Source organism: Roseimarinus sediminis (assembly GCF_050433125.1).
Taxonomy (GTDB): Bacteria; Bacteroidota; Bacteroidia; order Bacteroidales; family Prolixibacteraceae; genus Roseimarinus; species Roseimarinus sediminis.
Genome location: NZ_JBNPXV010000004.1, coordinates 295,421 through 316,787 on the forward strand (window position 1 = coordinate 295,421; position 21,367 = coordinate 316,787).

Annotated in this window: 21 protein-coding genes; 11 read left to right on the forward strand and 10 right to left on the reverse strand. The window is 41.7% G+C overall.

From position 1 onward, the window contains the following. Positions 1 to 30: 30 nt before the first annotated feature. Positions 31 to 549, reverse strand: coding sequence for a 3'-5' exonuclease (locus tag FHS86_RS07415; RefSeq protein WP_429412355.1), 519 nt, complete (start codon positions 547 to 549; stop codon positions 31 to 33). 101 nt (positions 550 to 650) lie between these two features. On the opposite strand from FHS86_RS07415, the gene FHS86_RS07420 reads away from it, so the two are divergent. From FHS86_RS07420 to FHS86_RS07440, 5 genes are all read left to right on the forward strand, one after another. Next, positions 651 to 2,117, forward strand: coding sequence for an OmpA family protein (locus tag FHS86_RS07420; protein ID WP_429412356.1), 1,467 nt, complete (start codon positions 651 to 653; stop codon positions 2,115 to 2,117). 99 nt (positions 2,118 to 2,216) lie between these two features. Then, positions 2,217 to 4,007, forward strand: a complete 1,791-nt coding sequence (gene argS / locus FHS86_RS07425; protein ID WP_429412357.1) for an arginine--tRNA ligase — start codon at positions 2,217 to 2,219, stop codon at positions 4,005 to 4,007. Positions 4,008 to 4,411: 404 nt separating this feature from the next. Then, positions 4,412 to 5,737 carry a signal recognition particle protein gene (gene ffh, locus FHS86_RS07430; protein WP_429412358.1) on the forward strand — a complete coding sequence of 442 codons (1,326 nt, stop codon included), beginning with the start codon at positions 4,412 to 4,414 and terminating at the stop codon, positions 5,735 to 5,737. A gap of 20 nt (positions 5,738 to 5,757) precedes the next feature. Further along, positions 5,758 to 6,633: a bifunctional methylenetetrahydrofolate dehydrogenase/methenyltetrahydrofolate cyclohydrolase FolD gene (folD, locus tag FHS86_RS07435; RefSeq protein WP_429412359.1), complete on the forward strand. Its 876-nt coding sequence runs from the start codon at positions 5,758 to 5,760 to the stop codon at positions 6,631 to 6,633. A 213-nt stretch (positions 6,634 to 6,846) separates the two neighbouring features. Further along, positions 6,847 to 7,215, forward strand: coding sequence for a DUF3276 family protein (locus FHS86_RS07440; protein ID WP_429412360.1), 369 nt, complete (start codon positions 6,847 to 6,849; stop codon positions 7,213 to 7,215). A 28-nt stretch (positions 7,216 to 7,243) separates the two neighbouring features. On the opposite strand, the gene FHS86_RS07445 is transcribed toward FHS86_RS07440, so the two are convergent. The 9 genes from FHS86_RS07445 to FHS86_RS07485 all read right to left on the reverse strand — a co-directional run bounded on the left by FHS86_RS07445 (position 7,244) and on the right by FHS86_RS07485 (position 13,950). After that, complete coding sequence (locus FHS86_RS07445) at positions 7,244 to 8,002, reverse strand: TerB family tellurite resistance protein (RefSeq protein ID WP_429412361.1); 759 nt, start codon at positions 8,000 to 8,002, stop codon at positions 7,244 to 7,246. 2 nt (positions 8,003 to 8,004) lie between these two features. Further along, positions 8,005 to 8,583, reverse strand: a complete 579-nt coding sequence (gene coaE, locus FHS86_RS07450; RefSeq protein WP_429412362.1) for a dephospho-CoA kinase — start codon at positions 8,581 to 8,583, stop codon at positions 8,005 to 8,007. Next, positions 8,576 to 9,577 (reverse strand): YbbR-like domain-containing protein, encoded by a 1,002-nt coding sequence (locus tag FHS86_RS07455; RefSeq protein ID WP_429412363.1) that lies wholly within the window; start codon positions 9,575 to 9,577, stop codon positions 8,576 to 8,578. Before FHS86_RS07455 ends, coaE begins: the two co-directional genes overlap by 8 nt. A gap of 95 nt (positions 9,578 to 9,672) precedes the next feature. Then, positions 9,673 to 9,993: a preprotein translocase subunit YajC gene (yajC, locus tag FHS86_RS07460; RefSeq protein WP_429412364.1), complete on the reverse strand. Its 321-nt coding sequence runs from the start codon at positions 9,991 to 9,993 to the stop codon at positions 9,673 to 9,675. A 19-nt stretch (positions 9,994 to 10,012) separates the two neighbouring features. Beyond that, entirely contained in the window at positions 10,013 to 10,435 is a 423-nt protein-coding gene (locus FHS86_RS07465) for a DUF1573 domain-containing protein (protein WP_429412365.1), read from the reverse strand. After that, a complete protein-coding gene (gene nusB, locus FHS86_RS07470) occupies positions 10,428 to 11,381 on the reverse strand; it encodes a transcription antitermination factor NusB (protein WP_429412366.1) in 954 nt (317 codons plus the stop codon). The genes FHS86_RS07465 and nusB overlap by 8 nt, the downstream gene beginning before the upstream one ends. A 118-nt stretch (positions 11,382 to 11,499) precedes the next feature. Beyond that, on the reverse strand, positions 11,500 to 12,222 hold the full coding sequence (locus FHS86_RS07475; protein ID WP_429412367.1) for a rhomboid family intramembrane serine protease: 723 nt from the start codon (positions 12,220 to 12,222) through the stop codon (positions 11,500 to 11,502). Further along, entirely contained in the window at positions 12,219 to 13,244 is a 1,026-nt protein-coding gene (locus FHS86_RS07480) for a threonine aldolase family protein (RefSeq protein ID WP_429412368.1), read from the reverse strand. Before FHS86_RS07480 ends, FHS86_RS07475 begins: the two co-directional genes overlap by 4 nt. A 181-nt stretch (positions 13,245 to 13,425) precedes the next feature. After that, positions 13,426 to 13,950 (reverse strand): glutathione peroxidase, encoded by a 525-nt coding sequence (locus FHS86_RS07485; RefSeq protein ID WP_429412369.1) that lies wholly within the window; start codon positions 13,948 to 13,950, stop codon positions 13,426 to 13,428. 169 nt (positions 13,951 to 14,119) lie between these two features. On the opposite strand from FHS86_RS07485, the gene FHS86_RS07490 reads away from it, so the two are divergent. From FHS86_RS07490 to FHS86_RS07515, 6 genes are all read left to right on the forward strand, one after another. Next, positions 14,120 to 15,223, forward strand: a complete 1,104-nt coding sequence (locus FHS86_RS07490) for a DNA polymerase III subunit gamma/tau (protein WP_429412370.1) — start codon at positions 14,120 to 14,122, stop codon at positions 15,221 to 15,223. Positions 15,224 to 15,381: 158 nt separating this feature from the next. Continuing rightward, positions 15,382 to 15,852: a hypothetical protein gene (locus FHS86_RS07495; RefSeq protein ID WP_429412371.1), complete on the forward strand. Its 471-nt coding sequence runs from the start codon at positions 15,382 to 15,384 to the stop codon at positions 15,850 to 15,852. Positions 15,853 to 15,928: 76 nt separating this feature from the next. Next, positions 15,929 to 16,441 carry a ferritin gene (locus FHS86_RS07500; RefSeq protein ID WP_429412372.1) on the forward strand — a complete coding sequence of 171 codons (513 nt, stop codon included), beginning with the start codon at positions 15,929 to 15,931 and terminating at the stop codon, positions 16,439 to 16,441. A 107-nt stretch (positions 16,442 to 16,548) separates the two neighbouring features. Then, positions 16,549 to 19,419 carry a TolB family protein gene (locus FHS86_RS07505; protein ID WP_429412373.1) on the forward strand — a complete coding sequence of 957 codons (2,871 nt, stop codon included), beginning with the start codon at positions 16,549 to 16,551 and terminating at the stop codon, positions 19,417 to 19,419. Between the two features lie 58 nt (positions 19,420 to 19,477). Further along, positions 19,478 to 20,053: a nitroreductase family protein gene (locus FHS86_RS07510; RefSeq protein ID WP_429412374.1), complete on the forward strand. Its 576-nt coding sequence runs from the start codon at positions 19,478 to 19,480 to the stop codon at positions 20,051 to 20,053. A gap of 833 nt (positions 20,054 to 20,886) precedes the next feature. Continuing rightward, complete coding sequence (locus FHS86_RS07515; RefSeq protein ID WP_429412375.1) at positions 20,887 to 21,339, forward strand: helix-turn-helix domain-containing protein; 453 nt, start codon at positions 20,887 to 20,889, stop codon at positions 21,337 to 21,339. Positions 21,340 to 21,367: the final 28 nt, after the last annotated feature.

Here is a 21,367-nt window from a genome sequence, read left to right on the forward strand (position 1 = left end):
TGTCCTAAAAAGATTAAACACCAGACAAAATCAAAACAAGGTATTGTTTTGAAGACTGTGTTGCTTCAAAATGCGGCCAAACAGCTCGACCGTTGCCAATGCATCGCCCGAAGCCCTGTGACGGCCGTTGATTGCGATGCCCAGTTCACTGCATAGTTTACCCAATGAATAGGAGCGGTGTCCCGGAAGATATTTCCGGCTTAGCTGCACTGTACATAATTTTTGCCGTTTAAACTCGAAGCCCAGCTCATTGAATTCCTTGCGGATAAAATTATAGTCGAAATTAACATTGTGCGCCACAAAAATGCGGTTCGTAGTAATTTCTACAATTTGCCTGGCCACTTCATAAAACTTTGGGGCATCGGCCACCATCCGGTTGTCGATGCCGGTAATTTCGGTAATGTAGGGCGGAATGTAACATTCAGGATTAATTAGCGTTACCATCGAGTCGATGATCTTTTCGCCATCAAAAACATAAATGGCAATTTCGGTAATTTTTCCTGTTTTATTGCTTCCGCTGGTGGTTTCTATGTCGGTTATGGCGTACATCGCCACAAAAATAGGAATATTTTGGAAAGCAAATTTTGATAAATGAAGTGGATTAATCGTAAAGTATTATATTTGTTTCTGTGGCTGCGACTGCTGAACAAATGATTAAGAAAATCTTTAAAATAGTTTTGTTGCTTTTACTGGTTGGGGGACCGGTTCTTTTTGGTAAAGCACAGGAAAAGGATATTAAATGGGCCATCAAGCCATCCTATTCCCTGTTGCAGTACCATGGTGAACTCGGAAATCAGTTTTTCAGCATTGAGAATCGCAGCGATGGGGCGTCACTGGCCTTTTCGCGTTATTTGGATGCTTCTTTTGATGTACAGTTGGGCATCGATTATTATCATCTCAATCTGAAAGGTTTGATCGATGGTGTAAACTATGATGCCTCGGGGCATCTTTTCTCTCCCGGCTTTTTATTCACCTATAAATTTTACAACGGAAAGCTCCTGTCCGAGAACAGTCGCTTTAAACCATATGCCGGAGCAGGTTTTTCATTCATGCTTGGAGAAAGCAGCGGAACCAGTCACCAATTGGGTGGAGCGCCCTTTTCTCATTTTATCGATGAAATTTCGTTGAATGTTGTTGCCGGAATTAAAAGCGATCTAAGCCGCCGAATTGCTGTTTTTGCAGAAATAGACGGTGTATTCGCAACTACCGAAGAAATTGATGGTGCCGTTTGGGATCGTAAGAACGACCGTTTTGGCGGTGCCCGCATCGGTTTTTACATTAAACTGGGGGGTGAGGAAGACGACGATAACGACGGTGTGCCAAACAGTGAGGATGAATGTCCCGATACGCCACCGGGTGTGAAGGTCGATGAAAAAGGATGCCCGCTCGATACCGACAATGACGGAATTCCCGACTTTCAGGATGATTGTCCCGACGAACCCGGCCTGCCTGAATACAATGGCTGTCCCGATACCGATGGCGACGGTATCATCGATAAAGAAGACGACTGCCCTGAATTGCCGGGAATTCCTGAATACAATGGATGCCCCGACAGCGATGGCGACGGGGTGATCGATCCCGATGACCTGTGTCCCGATACTCAGCCGGGCGTGGTGGTGGATGAATACGGTTGTCCAATTGACAGCGACGGCGACGGCCTGACCGACGATGTAGACCAGTGCCCCGATGAATATGGCCCGATGGAGTACATGGGCTGTCCCGAACCACCTGATGTGGGCTGGCCACCAATGGAGAAAGAAACAACGCCCGAGATTTACTTCGAAACCGATGAATATGAATTGGGTCCCGAAGCAGAGGAAGAAATGAATGTACTGGTAAAATACCTCTTTGAGAACCCAATGATGAATATTCGTTTGTATGGTTTTGCCGACCCGCGGGGAACCAAGGAATACAATGCGGTTTTATCGGCACGCAGGGTGGAGGCCGTTAAGAAATACCTGATGCGCAAAGGAGTTCCCGAAAACCGGATCATGGTGAAAGCACTGGGTGAAATTCAGGAGGTTAAAACTGCCGAGGGAGAAGAAAATCAGTCGATCGATCAGAAATACCGCAAGGCCCGTAAGGTGCAGTTTGAAACTTTCTTCTTTATGCGTTAAGCTGCATGAATTCTTTATTAAGAACAGCATAGCTGACTTCAGGGAAGTAACAAATTGTTGCATTTGATTATCTTTGCAGCGCATTTTAAAAATTGTATTATGAATATCGATTTGCTGATCAGAGAAGAAGTGGCGAAAGCCTTGTCAACATTATACGGCGAACCTTTCGATGCCGATAAAATTCAAACCCAGATGACGCGTAAAGAATTTGAAGGCGACCTTACCGTGGTAGTCTTTCCTTTTACACGTATATCGAAAAAAGGACCTGAACAAACAGCAAACGATATCGGAAGCTACCTTACCGAAAATGTTTCCGAAATTAATCGTTTCAATGTGGTAAAAGGCTTTTTAAATCTCGTCATTTCATCGGCCTACTGGACGACCATCCTCGACGGCGCTGCCAGCAATGAAGATTATGGCTACGAACTCACAGATGAAAATTCGCCGCTTTATATGGTCGAATATTCGTCGCCGAACACCAACAAACCACTGCACCTGGGACATATTCGTAACAATTTGCTTGGCTATTCGATTTCGAGCATACTCAATGCCAATGGGAAAAAGGTAGTTAAAACCAATATCGTAAACGACCGGGGCATACACATCTGCAAATCGATGTATGCCTGGATGCAGTCGGGAAAAAACGAAACGCCTGATAGTACAGGCAAAAAAGGCGATCACCTGGTTGGTGATTACTATGTGCAGTTCGATCAGCTTTACAAAAAAGAAGTTGCCGGCCTGGTAGCCGGCGGAATGGATCAAAAGGAAGCCGAAGCCGAAGCCCCCTCGATGAAGGGAGCACGTGAGATGTTACTTAAATGGGAAGCCAACGATCCTGAAATCCGCTCTCTTTGGGCAAAAATGAACCAATGGGTTTATACCGGCTTCGATGTAACTTATAAGAATCTTGGCGTTGACTTTGATAAAATTTACTACGAATCGGATACCTACACCGTGGGCCGCGATGAAGTTTTAAGGGGCCTAAAAGAAGGCATTTTCGAACGCCATGACGACGGATCGGTTTGGGCCAACCTCGAAGCGGAAGGTCTCGACCAGAAAATCCTGCTACGCTCCGATGGTACTTCGGTTTACATGACCCAGGACATTGGAACCGCCAAGTTACGATACGAGGACTACAACATCGACAAAATGGTGTATGTAGTTGGAAATGAACAAAACTACCATTTCCAGGTATTGTCCATTCTCCTCGACAAACTGGGATTTGAGTGGGGTAGTAGCCTGTACCATTTTTCATACGGAATGGTAGAGTTGCCACAAGGAAAAATGAAATCGCGCGAAGGTACCGTTGTCGATGCCGATGATCTGATGGCAGGCATGATCGACGTTGCCCGTAAAACATCGGAAGAGCTTGGAAAGCTGGATGAATACGACGAAACTGAAAAACAGGAAATCTACCGTAAAATTGCCATGGGTGCTTTAAAGTATTTCATTTTAAAAGTCGATCCAAAAAAGACCATGCTTTTCAACCCTGAAGAGTCAATTGATTTCAATGGAAATACAGGGCCCTTTATACAATATACTTATGCACGTATTCAAAGTGTGCTGCGAAAAGCAGTCGATGAAGGAATAGAATGGAAAAACAGTCAATACGAAATTGAACCAGAACAAAAAGAATTGGAGCTGATCAAGAAAATAAGCAACTTCTCAGATGTGGTGAGCGAAGCAGCTTCCAATTTTAGCCCCGCCATCATTGCCAATTATTGTTACGATCTGGTAAAGGAATTCAATCAGTTTTATCACGATTACAGCATCATGAAGGAAAGCGATGAAGCTAAACGTTGCTTCAGGCTAAAACTGGCTGAAACCACTGCCAAAGTGATTCGCAACGGTATGGGACTGCTCGGAATTGAATGTCCTGAAAGAATGTAAAAAAAAGGAGGCTGGGTAAGGCCTCCTTTTTACACAATTGCGATACGTGAAAAGGGTTTGTCTTTATGGAAAAGACTTTTAATGGCGTTTACTTGAGCCGAAGAAGGGAAATAAATGCTCAACATAAACAGACTCACAGGGTCGAGTCAAATGTAGTGTCACTAGTATATTCCGAAAAAGGTAAAAAGGTTACCCTCTTTTTGAAAAAAAATTCAAATTATTTTCAAATTATTTTTTATAATATTGATATTGTGCTTGTTACAAATGAAGAAAAATCGCCTTTTTTTTCACCCAGCTTAACATAAAGTATTTTTTCAAGCCAAATTCCAAATCACCGATGAGGAAGACCTCTAAACCATCGGTTTTTTTTTATTTTTGCAGCACTGTAATAAAAAGTAAACAGCATGTTTGAAAATCTGAACGACCGACTTGAACGCTCTTTTAAAATACTTAAAGGGCATGGAAAGATCACCGAAATTAATATTGCCGAATCGTTAAAAGAGGTTCGCAGGGCCTTACTCGATGCCGACGTCAACTTTAAAATTGCTAAAACCTTTACCGATACGGTCAAGGATAAAGCCCTTGGTCAGGACGTACTGACTGCCGTTAAGCCCGGCCAGATGATGGTGAAAATCGTTCACGATGAACTGGCTGAACTGATGGGCTCAAAATCGGTTGACATCAACCTGAAAGGAAATCCTGCCGTGATTTTAATTGCAGGCTTACAGGGTTCAGGTAAGACCACTTTCAGCGGTAAACTTTCAAAATTACTAAAGGAAAAAAGAGGCAAGAACCCTTTGCTGGTTGCAGGCGACGTTTATCGTCCGGCAGCCATCGATCAGCTAAAAGTACTTGGTGAGCAAATCGGAGTTCCGGTGTATACCGAAGAAGGCAATCTCGATCCGGTGGGCATTGCCAATGCAGCCATTCAGCATGCGAAAAAGGCAGGTCACGACCTGGTTATTGTCGATACGGCCGGTCGTTTGGCTGTCGATGAGCAAATGATGAACGAAATTGCAGCGGTCAAAAAGGCAATCGATCCCGAAGAAATTTTGTTCGTGGTTGATTCAATGACCGGTCAGGACGCTGTGAATACTGCCAAAGAATTTAACGACCGACTCAATTTCGACGGAGTTGTATTGACCAAGCTCGATGGTGATACCCGGGGTGGAGCAGCACTTTCGATTCGCTCGGTGGTAAATAAGCCCATCAAATACATTGGAACCGGCGAGAAACTCGATGCCCTTGATGTTTTTCACCCCGAACGGATGGCCGACCGCATATTGGGTATGGGGGATGTGGTTTCGCTGGTTGAGAAAGCACAGGAGCAGTTTGATGCGGAAGAAGCCAAACGACTTCAAAAGAAACTGGCCAAAGATCAGTTCAACTTTAACGACTTCTTGAAACAGATCAATCAGGTGAAAAAAATGGGTAACCTGAAAGATCTGGCCGGAATGATCCCTGGCATGGGCAAAGCGCTCAAGGACGTCGATATTGACGATGATGCCTTTAAGCACATCGAAGCCATCATTTATTCGATGACACCCGATGAACGCGAAGATCCTTCGCTTATGAATGGTACCCGCAGAAAACGCATTGCTGAGGGATCAGGAACCACCGTTCAGGAAGTAAACCGACTTTTGAAGCAATTTACAGAAACCCGCAAAATGATGAAAATGGTTGCCCAGGGTAAGCGTATTGGAAACCTGAATCAGGGAGCCCGACGATAATCATCTTAAAATAAATAACTATGAACCTCATCGACGGTAAAAAGATCGCTGCAGAAATAAAAGCAGAAATAGCCGAACAAGTAAAAGAATTAATAGCCAGGGGAGGAAAAACCCCCCATCTGGCCGCCATTTTGGTTGGACATGATGGTGGTAGCGAAACCTATGTGGCGTTCAAGATAAAAGACTGTGAATCGGTTGGTTTTAAATCGTCACTGGTACGTTATGAAGATGATGTAAGCGAAGAAGAACTGCTCGCCAAGGTCGACGAACTGAACAATGATCCTGATGTAGATGGCTTTATTGTCCAGCTTCCGTTACCAGCACATATTTCAGAACAAAAGGTGATTGAAGCCATCGACCCTAAAAAGGATGTGGATGGATTTCATCCCATTAACGTGGGACGCATGGTAATTGGGATGCCTTCATTTGTGTCGGCAACTCCCGATGGAATTGTTGAATTGCTTAAACGGTATCAGATTGAAACTTCAGGTAAGAATTGTGTGGTGGTTGGACGCAGCAACATTGTAGGTCGGCCAATGAGCGTGCTCATGTCGCAAAAAGCAATGAATACTACGGTTACAGTTGCCCATAGCCGAACTAAAAATCTAAAAGAGGTATGTGCTTCGGCTGATATCCTGATTGCTGCCCTCGGATCGCCTGAATTCATTAAAGGCGACATGGTGAAGGAAGGAGCAGTGGTAATTGACGTAGGTACCACCAGAGTACCATCGAACGAAACCAAAAGCGGTTTCAGACTAAAAGGGGATGTGTTGTTTGAAGAAGTAGCCGAAAAATGCTCTTACATTACTCCGGTTCCGGGAGGAGTGGGACCAATGACCCGGGTTTCCTTATTGAAAAACACCTTGTTGGCAGCTACTAAGGCCATATACAAATAAACATTGGCTGCTCAACTAAAAAATCATTAAAACATTTATCTTAAAACGATATAAGGCTGATACTGTTAAGTGTCGGCCTTTTTGACACCTTATCTTTTTGTGAATCAGAAAAAGTGTATTGAACAATATGTGTTTCATAACCTGTTTACGCCCCCGTTTTTAACAAAAAAAATTTCTATATTTGAAATCTATGCTAATACTAACTATGAAATTATGAGCCTGGAAAATAAAGAAACGCGAGAGACGAAAGGTTTTAATGGAAGCAGATTTAGAGAAGAAGTACATTCGAAGGCAGTGAGAGCTGGCAAAAGAACTTATTTTTTCGACGTAAAAGCAACCCGAAGGAATGAATATTACCTGACCATTACCGAGAGTAAAAAACGCACTGACTCCAACGGTAATTCTTTCTACGAAAAGCATAAAATATTTTTGTACAAAGAAGATTTTGAGAAATTTGCCGATGGATTGAATGACATCATCGAATACATTGCTGAAAACCAGCCGATGATGACAGAGTTGGAAGAACCGGAAGAAATTACCGCTGAATATTCCAATGTTGAATTTGAAGACTTAGCCCGATAAAAAGAAAATCCCGCTTCAGCGGGATTTTTTATGCAATATTTCGTTGTTTCCTGATTTCTTCGTAAGCTTCGTTTACTTTCTGAAATTTTTCTTTGGCGGCTTTCTGAAAGTCTTCACCCAGATAACTCACTTTGTCGGGGTGGTATTTCATCGCCATTTTTCGATACGCTTTTTTCACTTCCTCGTCGCTGGCCTTTGGATCAATTTCGAGTATTTTGTAGGCTCCCTCACTGTCTTTTATGAACATCGACTTGATCGATTCATAATCCTTGCTACTGATTCCCAGATTTACCGAAATATGGGCAATGAGTTTGAGTTCTTCAGCATGAACAGCTCCGTCGGCCATGGCAATTCCAAACAGGAAATGCAACAACTGCAAACGTGATGAGTGATCCATGTTGCGCTGTATCTGATGACATACATCGGTCACTGGTATTTGTTGCTGCAGTAAATCGCGCAGCATTTTTATGGCTTCGTTGGCCGAGGCCTCACCAAAGTTTCTGACAAAAAAAGCTTTCACATAGTCAAGCTCCGATTTCATGGTCTTTCCGTCGGCTTTCATCACGGCAGCAACCAAAACCAGTAAACTCATGGCATAGCCACCGGTGGTGGTTTGCCTTCGTGCATACGGATCGCCATAAGTTTGAGAACGCTGATAAGGATTCTTGATGCCTGTGCGCTCTCCCGCATCAAAAGCCGATCCAATTACAAAACCAATAATTGCTCCGATAGGACCTCCGGCAAATGCGCCCAATCCTGCGCCAATCCATTTTCCAAATTTTGCCATAGTTAGCGTAATTTTTGATGTATTTTAATGATTTGAGGTAATAACAAGGTGTCACCGTCATTCACAATAACAAAGTGTGATTTTTCGGTTTTATATTCATCCGGAAGCTGATTTTTCATTCGTTCCATCACTTTTTGCCGATCAACTTGATCGCGCTCCATCACCCTTTTCAGTTTTACCTCCAAAGGAGCAGTAACTGCAATGATGAAATCGAAAGATGTTTCCTGATGATTTTCAAACAATATGGCGACTTCCTGAATAACATAGGGTGCCATCTGTTGCTTGGCCCATTTTTGAAATGCTTCCCGCACTGCAGGATGAACCAGTGCATTCATTTGTTTCAGCAGGCTGGGATTGTTGAATATTTTTTGAGCTACCAATGCACGTTCGAGTATTCCCTTTGCTGAGTAACTTTCATTTCCAAGCAATTTTTTAATCCCGCTTATGATCTTTTTATCGGTGTGCATAAGCTGTTTTGCCGCTTCGTCGGCATTAAATACAGGAATGCCAAGTTGCTTAAAAACTTCACAAACAGTAGTTTTTCCCGAACCTATTCCACCGGTAACTGCTACCTTAATCATTGTCTGACTCAATAATGTATTCTACTTCCTGAGGATGAAAACTGAGCGATTTCACGTAGTTGGGAGCTCTGAGTACGCTTACTGGCAGCTTATCGATGTTGTTTTTTGTATCTGCAAAATCGACACCAGTCATAAAACTCGAGGCGGTAAGATTCTCGTACTGATCGAAAGCTACGATGCATTTAACCTGTACCTGACCGGGGAAGGTTACCAAATTCAGGCTGTCGGGGACGTTGAGTTGCGAAACAGTTACCTTAGCAATGTACTCGGTATAAAGCGATACCGGAATTTCGACCACGACGCGTCGGGGGCTAATTTCAAGAGCTTCAATCGGATCGATTGAAACATTGCGTTTTACCGTTGAATTCAGTAATCTGAAGCGCTGATGTTTTGCATTAACATGTGTAAGGGTATCGACCCGGCTTTTGGGCCCGCTAACCAACACACTGTCGGGAATAAAGCGAATAGAATCTCTTAAAAAAAACTGGTTTTCGAAGTCGAGATCAAACTGATGCTTTACCGGTTTTTTTTGACTTACTACCTGGTCAAAAACAAAAGTAAGGGTGTCGGGACTAAGGTCGAGAATACTAATCTCAGAACTAACCTGTTTCGAAATCTGATCAATGTACCTGTCGGAAATAACATTGAAAGATGAAGCTTCCGATTTCCCCATCATGTTATTGGTAAATTGTTTGACGTTAAAATTGACGGGAGTGATTGTCAATTTTATTTTATGACGGAGTAAAGTAAAACCACTAGCTTCCATTTTTACTTTAACCGATGAAGGAGGGGCTTGTACAAGTACTTTATTTGCAGGAAGATTGGTGTACTGAACCGGCATCGAAACGGTTGTTTCATATCGGTCTCCAAGTGCATTAACCAACCATAGTATGCTGGCAATCATTAAGGAGATGGCAAAAATTACCGGCCTGTTATCTTTTTTAAGATTCAGCTGGATAAAATACTGCTTTATGTTGTGATACCAATCTTTCAACACTGCGTTTTTGCTTAAAAGCGAAAATAGGATGCAGAATAATGCAACATTCAATTTCAAAAGTGAAAAAAAAGAAGGGGAGCCCTTCTTTTTCTTTATTTCTGAGCTTGTTGCAGATCGCTTGGATCTTTTATAATGCTGTTTTTGTCAACAGTTAATTTGGTGTTTTCATCAACCTGTAAAATAACTGCATTATCCTTTAATCCGGCAACTTTACCATAAATGCCGCCATTGGTAATTACTTTATCGCCTTTTTGGATCGATTCGCGGAATTTACGTAATTCCTTTTGTCTCTTAGCCTGTGGCCTGATCATGAATACCCAGAAAATCACCAAAATGGCGATAAGGGGTAAAAACATGCCCAGCGGATTCGATTCTGCGCCTTCGGCTGGCTGAGCCATTAAAATGTAGTTCATGTAATTCATATTGTATTCCTTAATTAAAAAGTTGATTATTTACCTTTGCTCCTACAAAAATTTCATGGCGTCCGGGAAGCCCATTGCTGTATACAATTATTGGTTTTAAAACCTTTCCCCATTCGCCTGCCGAGTTAAATACAATTTGCAAATATTCCTGCTCGCCCCGAAGAAGTTTTACTTCGGGCCAATGTGCCTCTATGCATGCACATCCGGCATCAATCGAATCGATGCTTAAAATTCCGCTGCCCAAATTACTTACTTTAAATGAATAGTAAAGAATCTCGCCACTTTCGATTTCTCCAAAATTATGTATTTCTGGCTGAACAGCAAACTTTGGAATCCCTTCTTCCGATTTTTTTATCTGAACCTGTTGTTGCCCCTGATATTTACATCCCACAACAAACAGAAGCAAACAGACTATTTGCAGGTACTTATTCATTTTCGCCTATCAATCCTCTTCCTGCTTTCTGTATCTGACCACGGTCTTTCAGTGTTTTCAGAATCTTATCCAGAATTCCATTGATGAAAGTCCGGCTCTTGGCAGTGCTGTAATACCTTGCCAGGTCGATGTATTCGTTGAGCGATACTTTGGTTGGAATGGAGGGGAAGTAGAGGAATTCGCACAGGGCCATTTCCATAATGAGCACGTCGATAAATGCAACGCGCTCGAGGTCCCAGTTACGTAAATGTTCTTTGATGATTGCGCGGTGTTCCTCACTGCTTAGGATGGCTTTTCTTAAAAGCTTCTTTGTGAAATCGATGTCTTCTTCATCTTTAAAAAGCGGCATCAGACTTTTAAATTCAGGCGTCGACAATTTGAATTTACGCAATGTTTTCAGAATCATGCTGATTACAAACTCAATGTCATCGTTCCAATAAATGCTTTCTTCTTCAAGCAATTGATAAATGTCTTCCGAATTTATTACCAATTCAACAAAAAAGAATTCTACCAGTTTACGGTCTTCCGAAATCGAATTTTCGGTATTCGACATGTATTCCTGATAAAAATCTGATTCAATAAGTTGATTGTACAGCTTTTTGATTAACTCCGGATGGTCATTCCAACTTAACTTTGCCTTTTCGTTGTAATCCTGAAGCGGAATGTTTTCGGCAACTTTAGTTAAAATACTGTTTTTAATTAATTTGGTGTTTGGATTTAAATCCTCAGCGGTAGGAATTTGTTTGTGACGCTTGATTTCAATTCGATCAGCGGCATACTGTTGAAGATCGACCAATAGCTGAAGCAATAAATGGTACAAATCGTAGGAGCGGTTAATGCTGTGAAAAAGCTCCTTTTCAGCCTGTTTAATCGTCTGATCGGGTGATGAATGGAATGCATAAAGTGCCTGCATTGCCTTGATCCTGATGATTCTTCTGCTTATCATTTAAAAGAACTGATTTAATTTTTGCACAAAAATAGTCTTTTTTGCCAACCCACAACGATTGAAAACCTTCAAGATCGATAAAAATAACACAGGTTTGTTATTAAATTATTCAGCGTTTTCAATTATCATGTCGCTCACTTTGTTCATCATTTAAAGGATACACCTGATTTTCAATGTCCAATTCATCCTGATTTTCTTCCAGTTCATCTTCCCATTCAAATTTCTTGCGGGGAGGCCCATGCCTGAAATAAAGTGATGCAAGCACAACTCCCGACACAGCCCCCATTAAATGACCATCCCACGAAATGTGTTCTTCGATGGGAAATAAACCCCAGAAAAGACTTCCATACAGAAAGATTACAATTAACGAAATGGTTAAGAGCCTTACATCCTGTCTGAAAATACCCGAAAATAAAAGAAACGCAGCCAAACCGTAAACAATTCCGCTGGCCCCTATGTGCCACACCTCGCGCCCTCCAAGCCATAATAAAACTCCCGAAAGCAAATAATTGACAATGAAAATGCGCAGCGCCATTTTACGATAAAAATAGAATAGGGCCGTGGCCAATACCAAAAATGAAGTTGAATTTCCGATAAGATGCTGCCAGTCGCCATGAATTAAAGGTGAAGCAATGATTCCTGTCAGTCCTTTGGCATGTCGCGGAAACATTCCGTATTCAACAAAACTGACATCAAGGGCCAGCTCGGCAAATTTTACCAGCCACATGAGCAACAACATCAAAAGGGGGATAAAAAGACTGTAACGAAAAATCTTTTTATCCAGCTTGCTTTGCTCAGCCGACTGGGGCTCGGGATAATATCTGAAGGTTAAGCGACTCATTTCAACAGTTGCCCGAGTGTATGGCAAAAATTGTTGATATCCTCTTCGGTCGTATCGAAAGAAGTCATCCAGCGCACTTCGTGTGTATTTTCATTCCAGGGATAAAAGAAATAGTGTTTCTGCAGTTCATCGCGAATATCATCGTCGATGATGGCAAATATCCCGTTGGCTTCGGTCTTTTGCGTAATTTTCACTCCGAGGGCTGAAACTTTTTCAGCCAGCAATGCTGCCATGCGGTTGGCATGTGTTGCATTTTTCTTCCACAGTTCATTTTCAAAATAGGCAATAAACTGGGCCGAAACAAAACGCATTTTTGAAAATAACTGAGCCGATTGTTTTCTGAAATATTTGGCATTTTGCGACAATGCAGGATTGAAAAATACGACAGCTTCGCCCATCAACAGGCCATTTTTTGTTCCGCCAAACGAAAGTACGTCAATTCCGGCATCGCGCGTAAAGGCACTAAAAGGAAGATCGAGGGCTACTGCAGCATTGGCAATTCTTGCTCCGTCCATGTGCACATACATATTGTGCTGATGAGCCAGTTTTGTAATTGCTTTTATTTCATCGACGGTGTAAAGGGTACCCAGTTCGCTTACCTGCGAAATAGAGATGATTTTAGGCTGTGCATGATGCTCAAAATCGAAGCCATGAAGGTGGGGTCGTATTAATTCGGGACTGAGTTTTCCATCATTTGTTTCAATCGGAATCAGCTTACAGCCCGAAATTTTTTCAGGAGCTCCACATTCGTCCACCATAATATGAGCGGTCGACGGACAAATGACAGAATGAAAAGAGTGGGTGAGTGTATTGATTGACAGCGTGTTGGCTCCTGTGCCGTTAAACACAAAATAAACATCGATGTCCTCACCAAATTGCTGCTTAAATAATTCAATGGCTTTTTCTGTGTAGCGATCAGTGCCATAACCACTTACATGACCACTATTAACCATTTGAAGTGAATTCAGTACATCGGGATGAACACCCGAATTGTTGTCGCTTGCAAAACCTCTTTTATTCATATCTTTTACAGTTTGTTATTCGTTGCTTTGTTAATAAAAATCGGCAGTAGGAACAAGCCGGGATTTATTATTGACGTAAAAAAATGGTACAGGCAAAGATAGTTTTTTGCTGTACCATTTATAAATATTGTTCCGTAAAGTACGATCAACAAAGTGTTGTCTTTGGCAGTAACTTTCGGTTTTATTCTTCTATCCAGCTGATGATTTTCTCGTCAAAGGGCTTTGTTTTGGGTGAAACAAAACCAACCAGCCGGCCTTCTTCATCAATCATGAATTTTTGAAAATTCCATTGAATCTCTGTATCTGCTTCACTTGTTAGCCACTGGTACAAGGGATGAATATCGTCGCCCTTTACCGATATCTTCGACATCATCGGGAAAGTTACGCCATAATTCTTCTGACAAAATTCAGCGATTTCCTCATCGGTGCCGGGTTCCTGCTTCATAAAGTTATTGGCAGGAAAACCGATGATCACAAAATTATCGTCCCTGTATTGCTGGTAAAGTTTTTCAAGATCCTCGTACTGAGGAGTTAATCCGCATTTTGAAGCGGTATTAACAATTAGTACCTTTTTTCCTTTCAACTGTGCCAGGTCGTATACATTTCCTTCAATGTCGTTTACCTTAAATGAATGCAAATTGTTTCCGGCCCGGGCTCCCAGTGTAAAAGCAAGAAAAGCGGCCAGAATGAAAATTATCGATCTCATTGTTTTTTATTTTTAGATTAAAGCTAATAAACCCGTTCATTGCCCCGATTGTTTACATTCAACCAGAGATTGCATCGGCGATAGCCGACAAATGTTAATAAGTTCATCAATAAGCAAGGCTGATTTTAATGAGCTTATTTCTATATTTGAACCCAAATTGTATGCTTCGATGAACGAATTTATAGTTTCTGCGCGTAAATATCGCCCTTCGACTTTTTCAAGCGTTGTTGGGCAACAGTCGATTACAGCGACTTTAAAAAATGCCATCCGTAATCAGCACATGGCACATGCTTACCTGTTTTGCGGTCCTCGCGGGGTTGGCAAAACAACCTGTGCACGTATTTATGCCAAAACCATCAACTGTCAAAACATTACTGCCGATCATGAGCCTTGCAATCAGTGTGAATCGTGCCAGGCATTTAATGAAAACCGTTCATACAACATACACGAACTCGATGCTGCATCGAACAATTCGGTCGATGACATCCGCAACCTGATCGATCAGGTAAGGGTTCCCCCGCAATTGGGGCATTACAGTGTTTACATCATCGACGAGGTACACATGTTGTCGTCATCGGCATTTAATGCTTTTCTGAAAACCCTTGAAGAGCCGCCAAAGCACGCCATTTTCATTCTGGCTACCACCGAAAAGCACAAAATACTGCCAACCATTTTATCACGCTGTCAGATCTTTGATTTCAACCGCATCAAAATTGCCGACATATCGTCTCATTTGCTCGAAGTGGCCGGCAAGGAAGAAGTTGAAATAGACGAGGCCGGGGTAAATGTAATTGCACATAAAGCCGATGGAGCCATGCGTGATGCGCTTTCGGTCTTCGATCAGATTGTCAGCTTTTCGGGAAAGAAAATTACTTATCAGGATGTGATCAGCAACCTGAATGTACTTGATTATGATTACTATTTCAAACTGACTGATTATTTCCTCAAAGGGCAGGTTCCTGAAATCCTGACCACTTTTGGTGAAATTCTGGATTATGGTTTCGATGGACATCATTTCATTTCAGGCTTAAGCACCCATTTCCGCGACTTGCTGGTTTGTAAAGATCCGTCGACTTATCGATTGCTAGAAGTGGGAGGTGAAATACAGGAAAAATACAAAGTACAAGCTACATCGTGTGAACATGAGTTCTTAATTGAAGCACTTGATCAGGCCAATGCTTGTGATCTGAATTATAAAGCCAGTCAGAACAAGCGACTTCTGGTTGAACTGACCCTGATTAAAATTGCACAAATCACTCAAAAAAAAAAGTAAGTTCAGCTAAGAACAACAAGGTACTCGATCCGATTTTTAATGCAGTTGTTTCCACCAATCCGGCAGTTAATCAAACGAAAGTAGCCAGTACTGCAAAAAGTGCAGCACCAAATGGAATTGCCCGTACGCCAAGTATTCAACGTAAAAAAGCCGGAGAATTGCGCACCCCGTCGATTTCTGGTGCCTTATCGGGTAAAACCGGTGATGGCGAGACTGAAGTCAAACCGCTTGCGCAAAAACAGTTCAAGGAAGAAGAAGTAGAAACAAATACCCCATTTTCGGAAAAAGAACTCCTTGAAGTGTGGCCTGCCATAGCCGAAAAATATTCCGATCAGTTACATCTGTACAATACACTCGTGAATAAACCGGTATTGCGCGAAAACTATGTCGTGCAAATAAATGTTGAAAACTCAGTGCAACAAGACAAGCTGCGTTTGCTCAAACCAGAAATAATGGGCTACCTGCGGCGCTTGTTAAAAAACTCGCTGATCGATGTGCGCATTCAGCTTCTTAAATCATCGAATGAAAAGAAAATATTAACCGATGAACAGAAAATGAAAGCCATGATCCAGAAAAATCCGGCACTTGCTCTGTTGAAAAACAGGTTTAACCTCGATTTTAATGGTTAATTAAAGATAAAAGTGCTTGAAATATGAAGTCAAATTATTAAATTGAACAGCAATTTTAACCATAAAAAGAAAAGTGATGTTAAAAGAAAAAATGGAAAAAGCGCTTAATGAGCAAATCAATAAGGAGCTGTATTCTTCTTACTTATACCTATCGATGAGTGCCTATGCTCAAACCCTGGGACTTCCGGGTGTTGCCAACTGGATGAAAATTCAGGCAAAAGAAGAACTAACACATGCCAACAAGTTTTTCGACTATGTGCATGAACGAAATGCCAGGGTATTGCTTCAACCCATTGCCGGCGTCGATACCGAATTTGGAACAGTGATCAACCTGTTTGAAAGGGTACTTGAGCATGAGCAAATGGTGACAGAATCCATCAACAAGCTGATGGACATTTCGATTGAGCTGAGCGACCATGCTACCCGAAGCATGCTGCACTGGTTTGTTGATGAGCAAGTTGAAGAGGAAGCCAATGTTCAGGAAATCATTGATAACCTGAAAATGGTTGAAGGCAAAGGTCAGGGCTTGTTTATGATCGACAAGGATCTTGGTGCAAGAGTATTTGTTGATGAAACACAAAATGCATAATCTGCTCTATATGAGATGATCTTAAAAAGCGATCGCTAACTGATCGCTTTTTTTATTGAAAAATCAGGCGCTATCGCCATTATCTGAGCAAAGCGAACCGCAAAACAATGAAGCAACTAATACTCCTTTTGTGTTTTCTACTGACAGCTTCAGTACTAAATGCCCAGTATTTCAATAACGGGCAAAACAGTGCTGGCATAAAATGGAAACGAATAGAAAGCCTTCATTTTGAGGTAATTTTCCCTGAAGGATTTGAAGAAAAAGCAAAAGCCATCGCAGGGATGATGGAAAAATCGTACGATTATGCCACCGTTACCCTGAAACAAAAGCCTAAAAAAATATCGGTCATACTGCACACCGAAACGGTTAAATCGAATGCTTTTCTGGGTTGGGCTCCCAGCCGGATCGAAATGTTTACCACTCCGCATCCGGAAATTTATTCGCAGGACTGGCTTGAACAATTGGCCATTCATGAATTCAGACACATGGTGCAAATAAGTAAAATTGAGTCGGAAATGCCCCGTGTACTCCGTTTTCTTTTTGGCGAACAGGCAGCAGCACTGATCACCGCTGCTTATCTGCCTTTCTGGTTCATCGAGGGCGATGCTGTGGCCATCGAAACAGGGCTTAGCAACAGTGGAAGGGGACGATTTCCGGCTTTTCATCGTGAATTGAAAGCTCAGTTGGTTGAAAACAATCCATTCTCCTACAGTAAAGCTTATCTTGGATCGTACAAGGATCATGTTCCCAACCACTATCAAATGGGCTATTTTATGACTGCCACGCCCCGCATGCTCTACAACAAGCCGGTTTGGGATGAAGTAGTTCATCATGTGGCAGCCCATCCGTTCAGCTTTGTTGCTTTTAACCAGGGTTTGAAAAAATCGCTTGGCTTGAATAAAACAGAACTCTACGATACCGTTTTTAATTACCTCGAACAACGTTGGAGAGAAGAAGATAAGTATAAATTTTCCACTGCTTATCAGCTTCTATCGCCAAAACAAGAGGCCTATACCAATTATCGTTACGGATATCCACTCGGCAATAAAAAATATCTTGCTCTTCGCTCATCATTGAATGACATCGACCGTTTCGTAGTATTGGATTCAATCGGTCGTGAAGAAAAGTTGTTTACTCCGGGTTCTGCATTCAAGGCTTCAATATCGCAGCAGGATGAGCTGCTGATCTGGAGTGAAAGACTGGCTCACCCGCGCTGGCACCACAACGACCGCTCCTTGTTGCGAATATTTAATATTAATACACGTAAGAATGAAAATCGCAGGTACGATTTCACGCTGTTTAGTCCTGTGTTATCGCCTGATAAAGAATACATTGCAGCGGTAAAGGTTGCCCGTTATCAATTCTCGCTCATCGTCATCGATCGTGGAAGTGGCAAAATTGTAAAGGAGCTGAAAACGAAAGAGAACGACTTCTTTATTAACCCTTCATGGAGTCCCGATGGGAAAGTGTTGTACACAGTGGCCATGCGCGAAAACAAGAAGTCCATTCGAAAAGTCGATTTGGAAACCGGGCGTTTTAATGTTGTTTTTCCATACAATAATCAGGAAATTGCCTATCCCATCGCATGGAACAATGGGCTTGCATTTGTTGCAGGCTACAGTGGTGTCGATGACTTGTATTTCCTGGATGAAAATAAACAATTGTTCAGGCTTGTTGCTTCACGCTTTGGACTCAGCAATCCTGCAATCATTAAAAATGAACTGGTTTTTAGTACCTATACTGCCAAAGGCTATCAGCTGGCTGGTATTCCGGTCGATTCACTGCAATTTAAGTTTGTTAACATCGATAGCATACCATTTAATTATCCGATTGCAAACACGCTGGCACGTCAGGAGCCCGGGGTAATTGATTTTTCTATCGATGATGGAATCAGCTATCAGTCAGAAAAATACAACAAAACTGCCAGATTGTTTAAATTTCACAGTTGGGCTCCGGTTTCAATCGATCCGTACCATTACAGGCTTTATCCCGGAATTTCGGTAATGAGTCAAAACATGCTCAGTACCACGGAATTTACTGCAGGGTACCGTTACTTTAACAATTCGAAACGAGGAGAATATTATCTCAATCTCAAATACATGGGCTGGTACCCCGTACTGAATGTTGGCATTGATCACGGACCTCGGGAAACAAGCTACTTGCAGCTCAATCAGTATGTCAATTCCAATCATGAGGTAGTTCGCACCGATACCATTTCTAAGTCTTTCCGATGGAAAAACAGCGATGTCAATCTTCACGTTTATTTGCCTTTGAATTTGAGCCGTGGACGGTTCTTTTCAAAAATTCAACCACGGCTCAGATACAATCTTTCGTCGGTTAAAGCCAATGATGATGCTCCGGCAAGTTGGACCGATGGCAGTTATCATGCGATGGAAGCCGGACTTTATTTCTACCACATCATGCATCAGTCTCAACAGGACCTGCTTCCTAATCTGGGTTTCATTTTTGATGGTGCTTTTATTCGTTCACTTGGAGGAATTGCCGGCAACAGTTCGATGTATGCGTTGGCAGCCACCACCTATTTGCCCGGCTTGCATAATAATCACGGTTTGTCGCTCTATGCTGGCTATCAGCAGAGAAGCAGGTCAGAATATGCATTTTCCGATCGCATCAGAGTGGCCCGTGGGCATCTTCATGTGAGCAACGACAAGCTTTATACCATAAGTGCTGAATACCAGCTTCCCCTGTTTTATCCCGACTGGCAGCTGGGTCATCTTGCTTACTTCAAGCGTTTTAATATGAGTGTCTTTTACGACCAGACACACTACAGTCAGCTCCAAAATAGTGATACTGGTGCGGACTATGGCGGGATACTTCAATCGTCCGGAATTGATCTCAGTACCAACATGCACCTCCTGGGTTTTATTGCACCTGTTGAACTGGGAATTCGTTCGGCCTATTTGTTCGACAACTCGTTTCACTTCGATTTTCTTTTCAATATTCAATTTACCTTTTAAACATAAACCATCGTTCGAATTGTCTGTTTTAATAGTTTAACCCAAAAACTTAAAACAGATGTTACAAAACGAAATTAATAAGCACATTAGTGATCGCTACAGTCCAAGGGCTTATGCCAACACGGCCCTTAGTGAGGCAACAATAACCAGCTTGTTTGAGGCAGCACGATGGGCAGCTTCGGCCCGTAACAATCAACCGTGGCGCTTTATTTATGCTGTTAGAGAAGATAGCGGGCGCTGGAATAAACTTTTTGATTGTTTAAGTGAATCGAATCAGAAATGGGTCGCTAATGCACCCTTTCTAATGTTGGCACTGGTTCAAAAAACCGATCCCAATACGAATAAAAATCGTTCGCACGTCGATTATCAGCTTGGTCTGGCCATGGGAAACTTCACTTTACAGGCCATGAGCATGGGAATTTATTTGAGAAATATGGGAGGTTATGATCCTGAAAAGGCGATCGAAAATTTTCAGATTCCTGAAATCTATGAACCAGTTGTAATGGTGGCAGCCGGTTATCCCGATAAAAACGAAATCTTCGATGAAGATCTGAAAGTTCCAGTAGGCGAAGAGAGAAAACGCAGACCTCTCAATGAACTGATTTATGACGGCGATTGGGAGCTTTTACGTTAAAATGTATTTTTTAAATAGGTTTTGTCAGTCGTAATCGTCGATTAACATACTGACAGGATAGTAGTTAATAGTCGAAATGTGCGATTTTCAGGTCTTGAGAATCGCACATTTTTTGTTTTCTGCGTCCAGTGTAATGAAAAATCAAATCTGATGGTTTAATACTGCTTTACTTTGAATAAGTTCTTGGTCTGGCAAAGAACTTCAAATCTGTTGGAGTGGAAGATGAATTTCATCTTATCGTTATTCAGCAATGTTTTGAAAAGAAGCATTCGATTGAAAAAATGAAATTGAACATTGTCACTAAAATCAATATAGAAATGTAAATAGCGCAGTGTAGCATGATAAGTTACATTTGTGATTCACCTATGTAATTTACTTTCTGGGCGATTATTTACATAAAACAACTGATAACACTTTACAATTCTACACTAAAGACAATACTAAAACCAGTCATTATATAAAAGCACTTTAAAGGCATCAAATAACTAATAACCAGTGATAAAAGCGTGTTATTTGTAATAATTGTTTAACTGATTTGTTGTTTTTGTGTACAATTGTCAACAATGGCGCTTATTTCGGTATAATAAAAGACTATAGCACTCTATTCCAGATATTTTATGGTGATTACATCAAATATTACTTCACGTGGTCTAATTTGGCTTAAGTGACAATGAAACAATGATTTGATTTATATGCGGCCCAATGTCCCTGTTACATCTGTACATTCCAGATAGTTTACATTTCTGTTTTCTTGTTTACAATATTTCAACTACATTTGTAACATGTTGATTGTCGGGAATTGTTTAGAAATGTAAAACCTTCATAAGTACTGTATGCGTGAGCGAATACTGGAATTCATAGAGGCCGAGCAAATAAGTGCTGCCGAGTTTGCTGATAAAATAGGTGTACAACGATCAAGTGTCTCCCATGTATTAAATGGAAGAAATAATCCCGGGTTTGCCTTTATTCAAAAAATACTTGAAGCATATCCCTCCATTAATTCGAGATGGTTGTTGACCGGGTCGGGTAAAATTTACGATAAATCACCGCATGAGTCCGAAAACAAAGCCATTGAACAAGATTTGTTTTCAACAGTTGCAAGCACTCAGCCAGTAAATGAACAGCCGGCAGGTAAACCACCGCAAACCATTGATAACACTGTACATGAACAGTATCAACCTGAACCTGCCAACGAGCCGCTTAAGGCGGAGCAGGACAAAGAGGTGGTAAGGGTGTTGATATTTTATAACGACCACACTTTCGAAGATTTTCGTCCTGCAAAATAATTGTAGTATCTTTGCCGCAATTAAAAAT

Excerpts from the sequence above, each read along its gene's own strand:
- FHS86_RS07415 (WP_429412355.1), bottom strand. The coding sequence starts at position 549 with ATGTACGCCATAACCGACATAGAAACCACCAGCGGAAGCAATAAAACA.
- FHS86_RS07420 (WP_429412356.1), top strand. The coding sequence starts at position 651 with ATGATTAAGAAAATCTTTAAAATAGTTTTGTTGCTTTTACTGGTTGGG.
- argS (WP_429412357.1), top strand. The coding sequence starts at position 2,217 with ATGAATATCGATTTGCTGATCAGAGAAGAAGTGGCGAAAGCCTTGTCA.
- ffh (WP_429412358.1), top strand. The coding sequence starts at position 4,412 with ATGTTTGAAAATCTGAACGACCGACTTGAACGCTCTTTTAAAATACTT.
- folD (WP_429412359.1), top strand. The coding sequence starts at position 5,758 with ATGAACCTCATCGACGGTAAAAAGATCGCTGCAGAAATAAAAGCAGAA.
- FHS86_RS07440 (WP_429412360.1), top strand. The coding sequence starts at position 6,847 with ATGAGCCTGGAAAATAAAGAAACGCGAGAGACGAAAGGTTTTAATGGA.
- FHS86_RS07445 (WP_429412361.1), bottom strand. The coding sequence starts at position 8,002 with ATGGCAAAATTTGGAAAATGGATTGGCGCAGGATTGGGCGCATTTGCC.
- coaE (WP_429412362.1), bottom strand. The coding sequence starts at position 8,583 with ATGATTAAGGTAGCAGTTACCGGTGGAATAGGTTCGGGAAAAACTACT.
- yajC (WP_429412364.1), bottom strand. The coding sequence starts at position 9,993 with ATGAACTACATTTTAATGGCTCAGCCAGCCGAAGGCGCAGAATCGAAT.
- FHS86_RS07465 (WP_429412365.1), bottom strand. The coding sequence starts at position 10,435 with ATGAATAAGTACCTGCAAATAGTCTGTTTGCTTCTGTTTGTTGTGGGA.
- nusB (WP_429412366.1), bottom strand. The coding sequence starts at position 11,381 with ATGATAAGCAGAAGAATCATCAGGATCAAGGCAATGCAGGCACTTTAT.
- FHS86_RS07475 (WP_429412367.1), bottom strand. The coding sequence starts at position 12,222 with ATGAGTCGCTTAACCTTCAGATATTATCCCGAGCCCCAGTCGGCTGAG.
- FHS86_RS07480 (WP_429412368.1), bottom strand. The coding sequence starts at position 13,244 with ATGAATAAAAGAGGTTTTGCAAGCGACAACAATTCGGGTGTTCATCCC.
- FHS86_RS07485 (WP_429412369.1), bottom strand. The coding sequence starts at position 13,950 with ATGAGATCGATAATTTTCATTCTGGCCGCTTTTCTTGCTTTTACACTG.
- FHS86_RS07490 (WP_429412370.1), top strand. The coding sequence starts at position 14,120 with ATGAACGAATTTATAGTTTCTGCGCGTAAATATCGCCCTTCGACTTTT.
- FHS86_RS07500 (WP_429412372.1), top strand. The coding sequence starts at position 15,929 with ATGTTAAAAGAAAAAATGGAAAAAGCGCTTAATGAGCAAATCAATAAG.
- FHS86_RS07505 (WP_429412373.1), top strand. The coding sequence starts at position 16,549 with ATGAAGCAACTAATACTCCTTTTGTGTTTTCTACTGACAGCTTCAGTA.
- FHS86_RS07510 (WP_429412374.1), top strand. The coding sequence starts at position 19,478 with ATGTTACAAAACGAAATTAATAAGCACATTAGTGATCGCTACAGTCCA.
- FHS86_RS07515 (WP_429412375.1), top strand. The coding sequence starts at position 20,887 with ATGCGTGAGCGAATACTGGAATTCATAGAGGCCGAGCAAATAAGTGCT.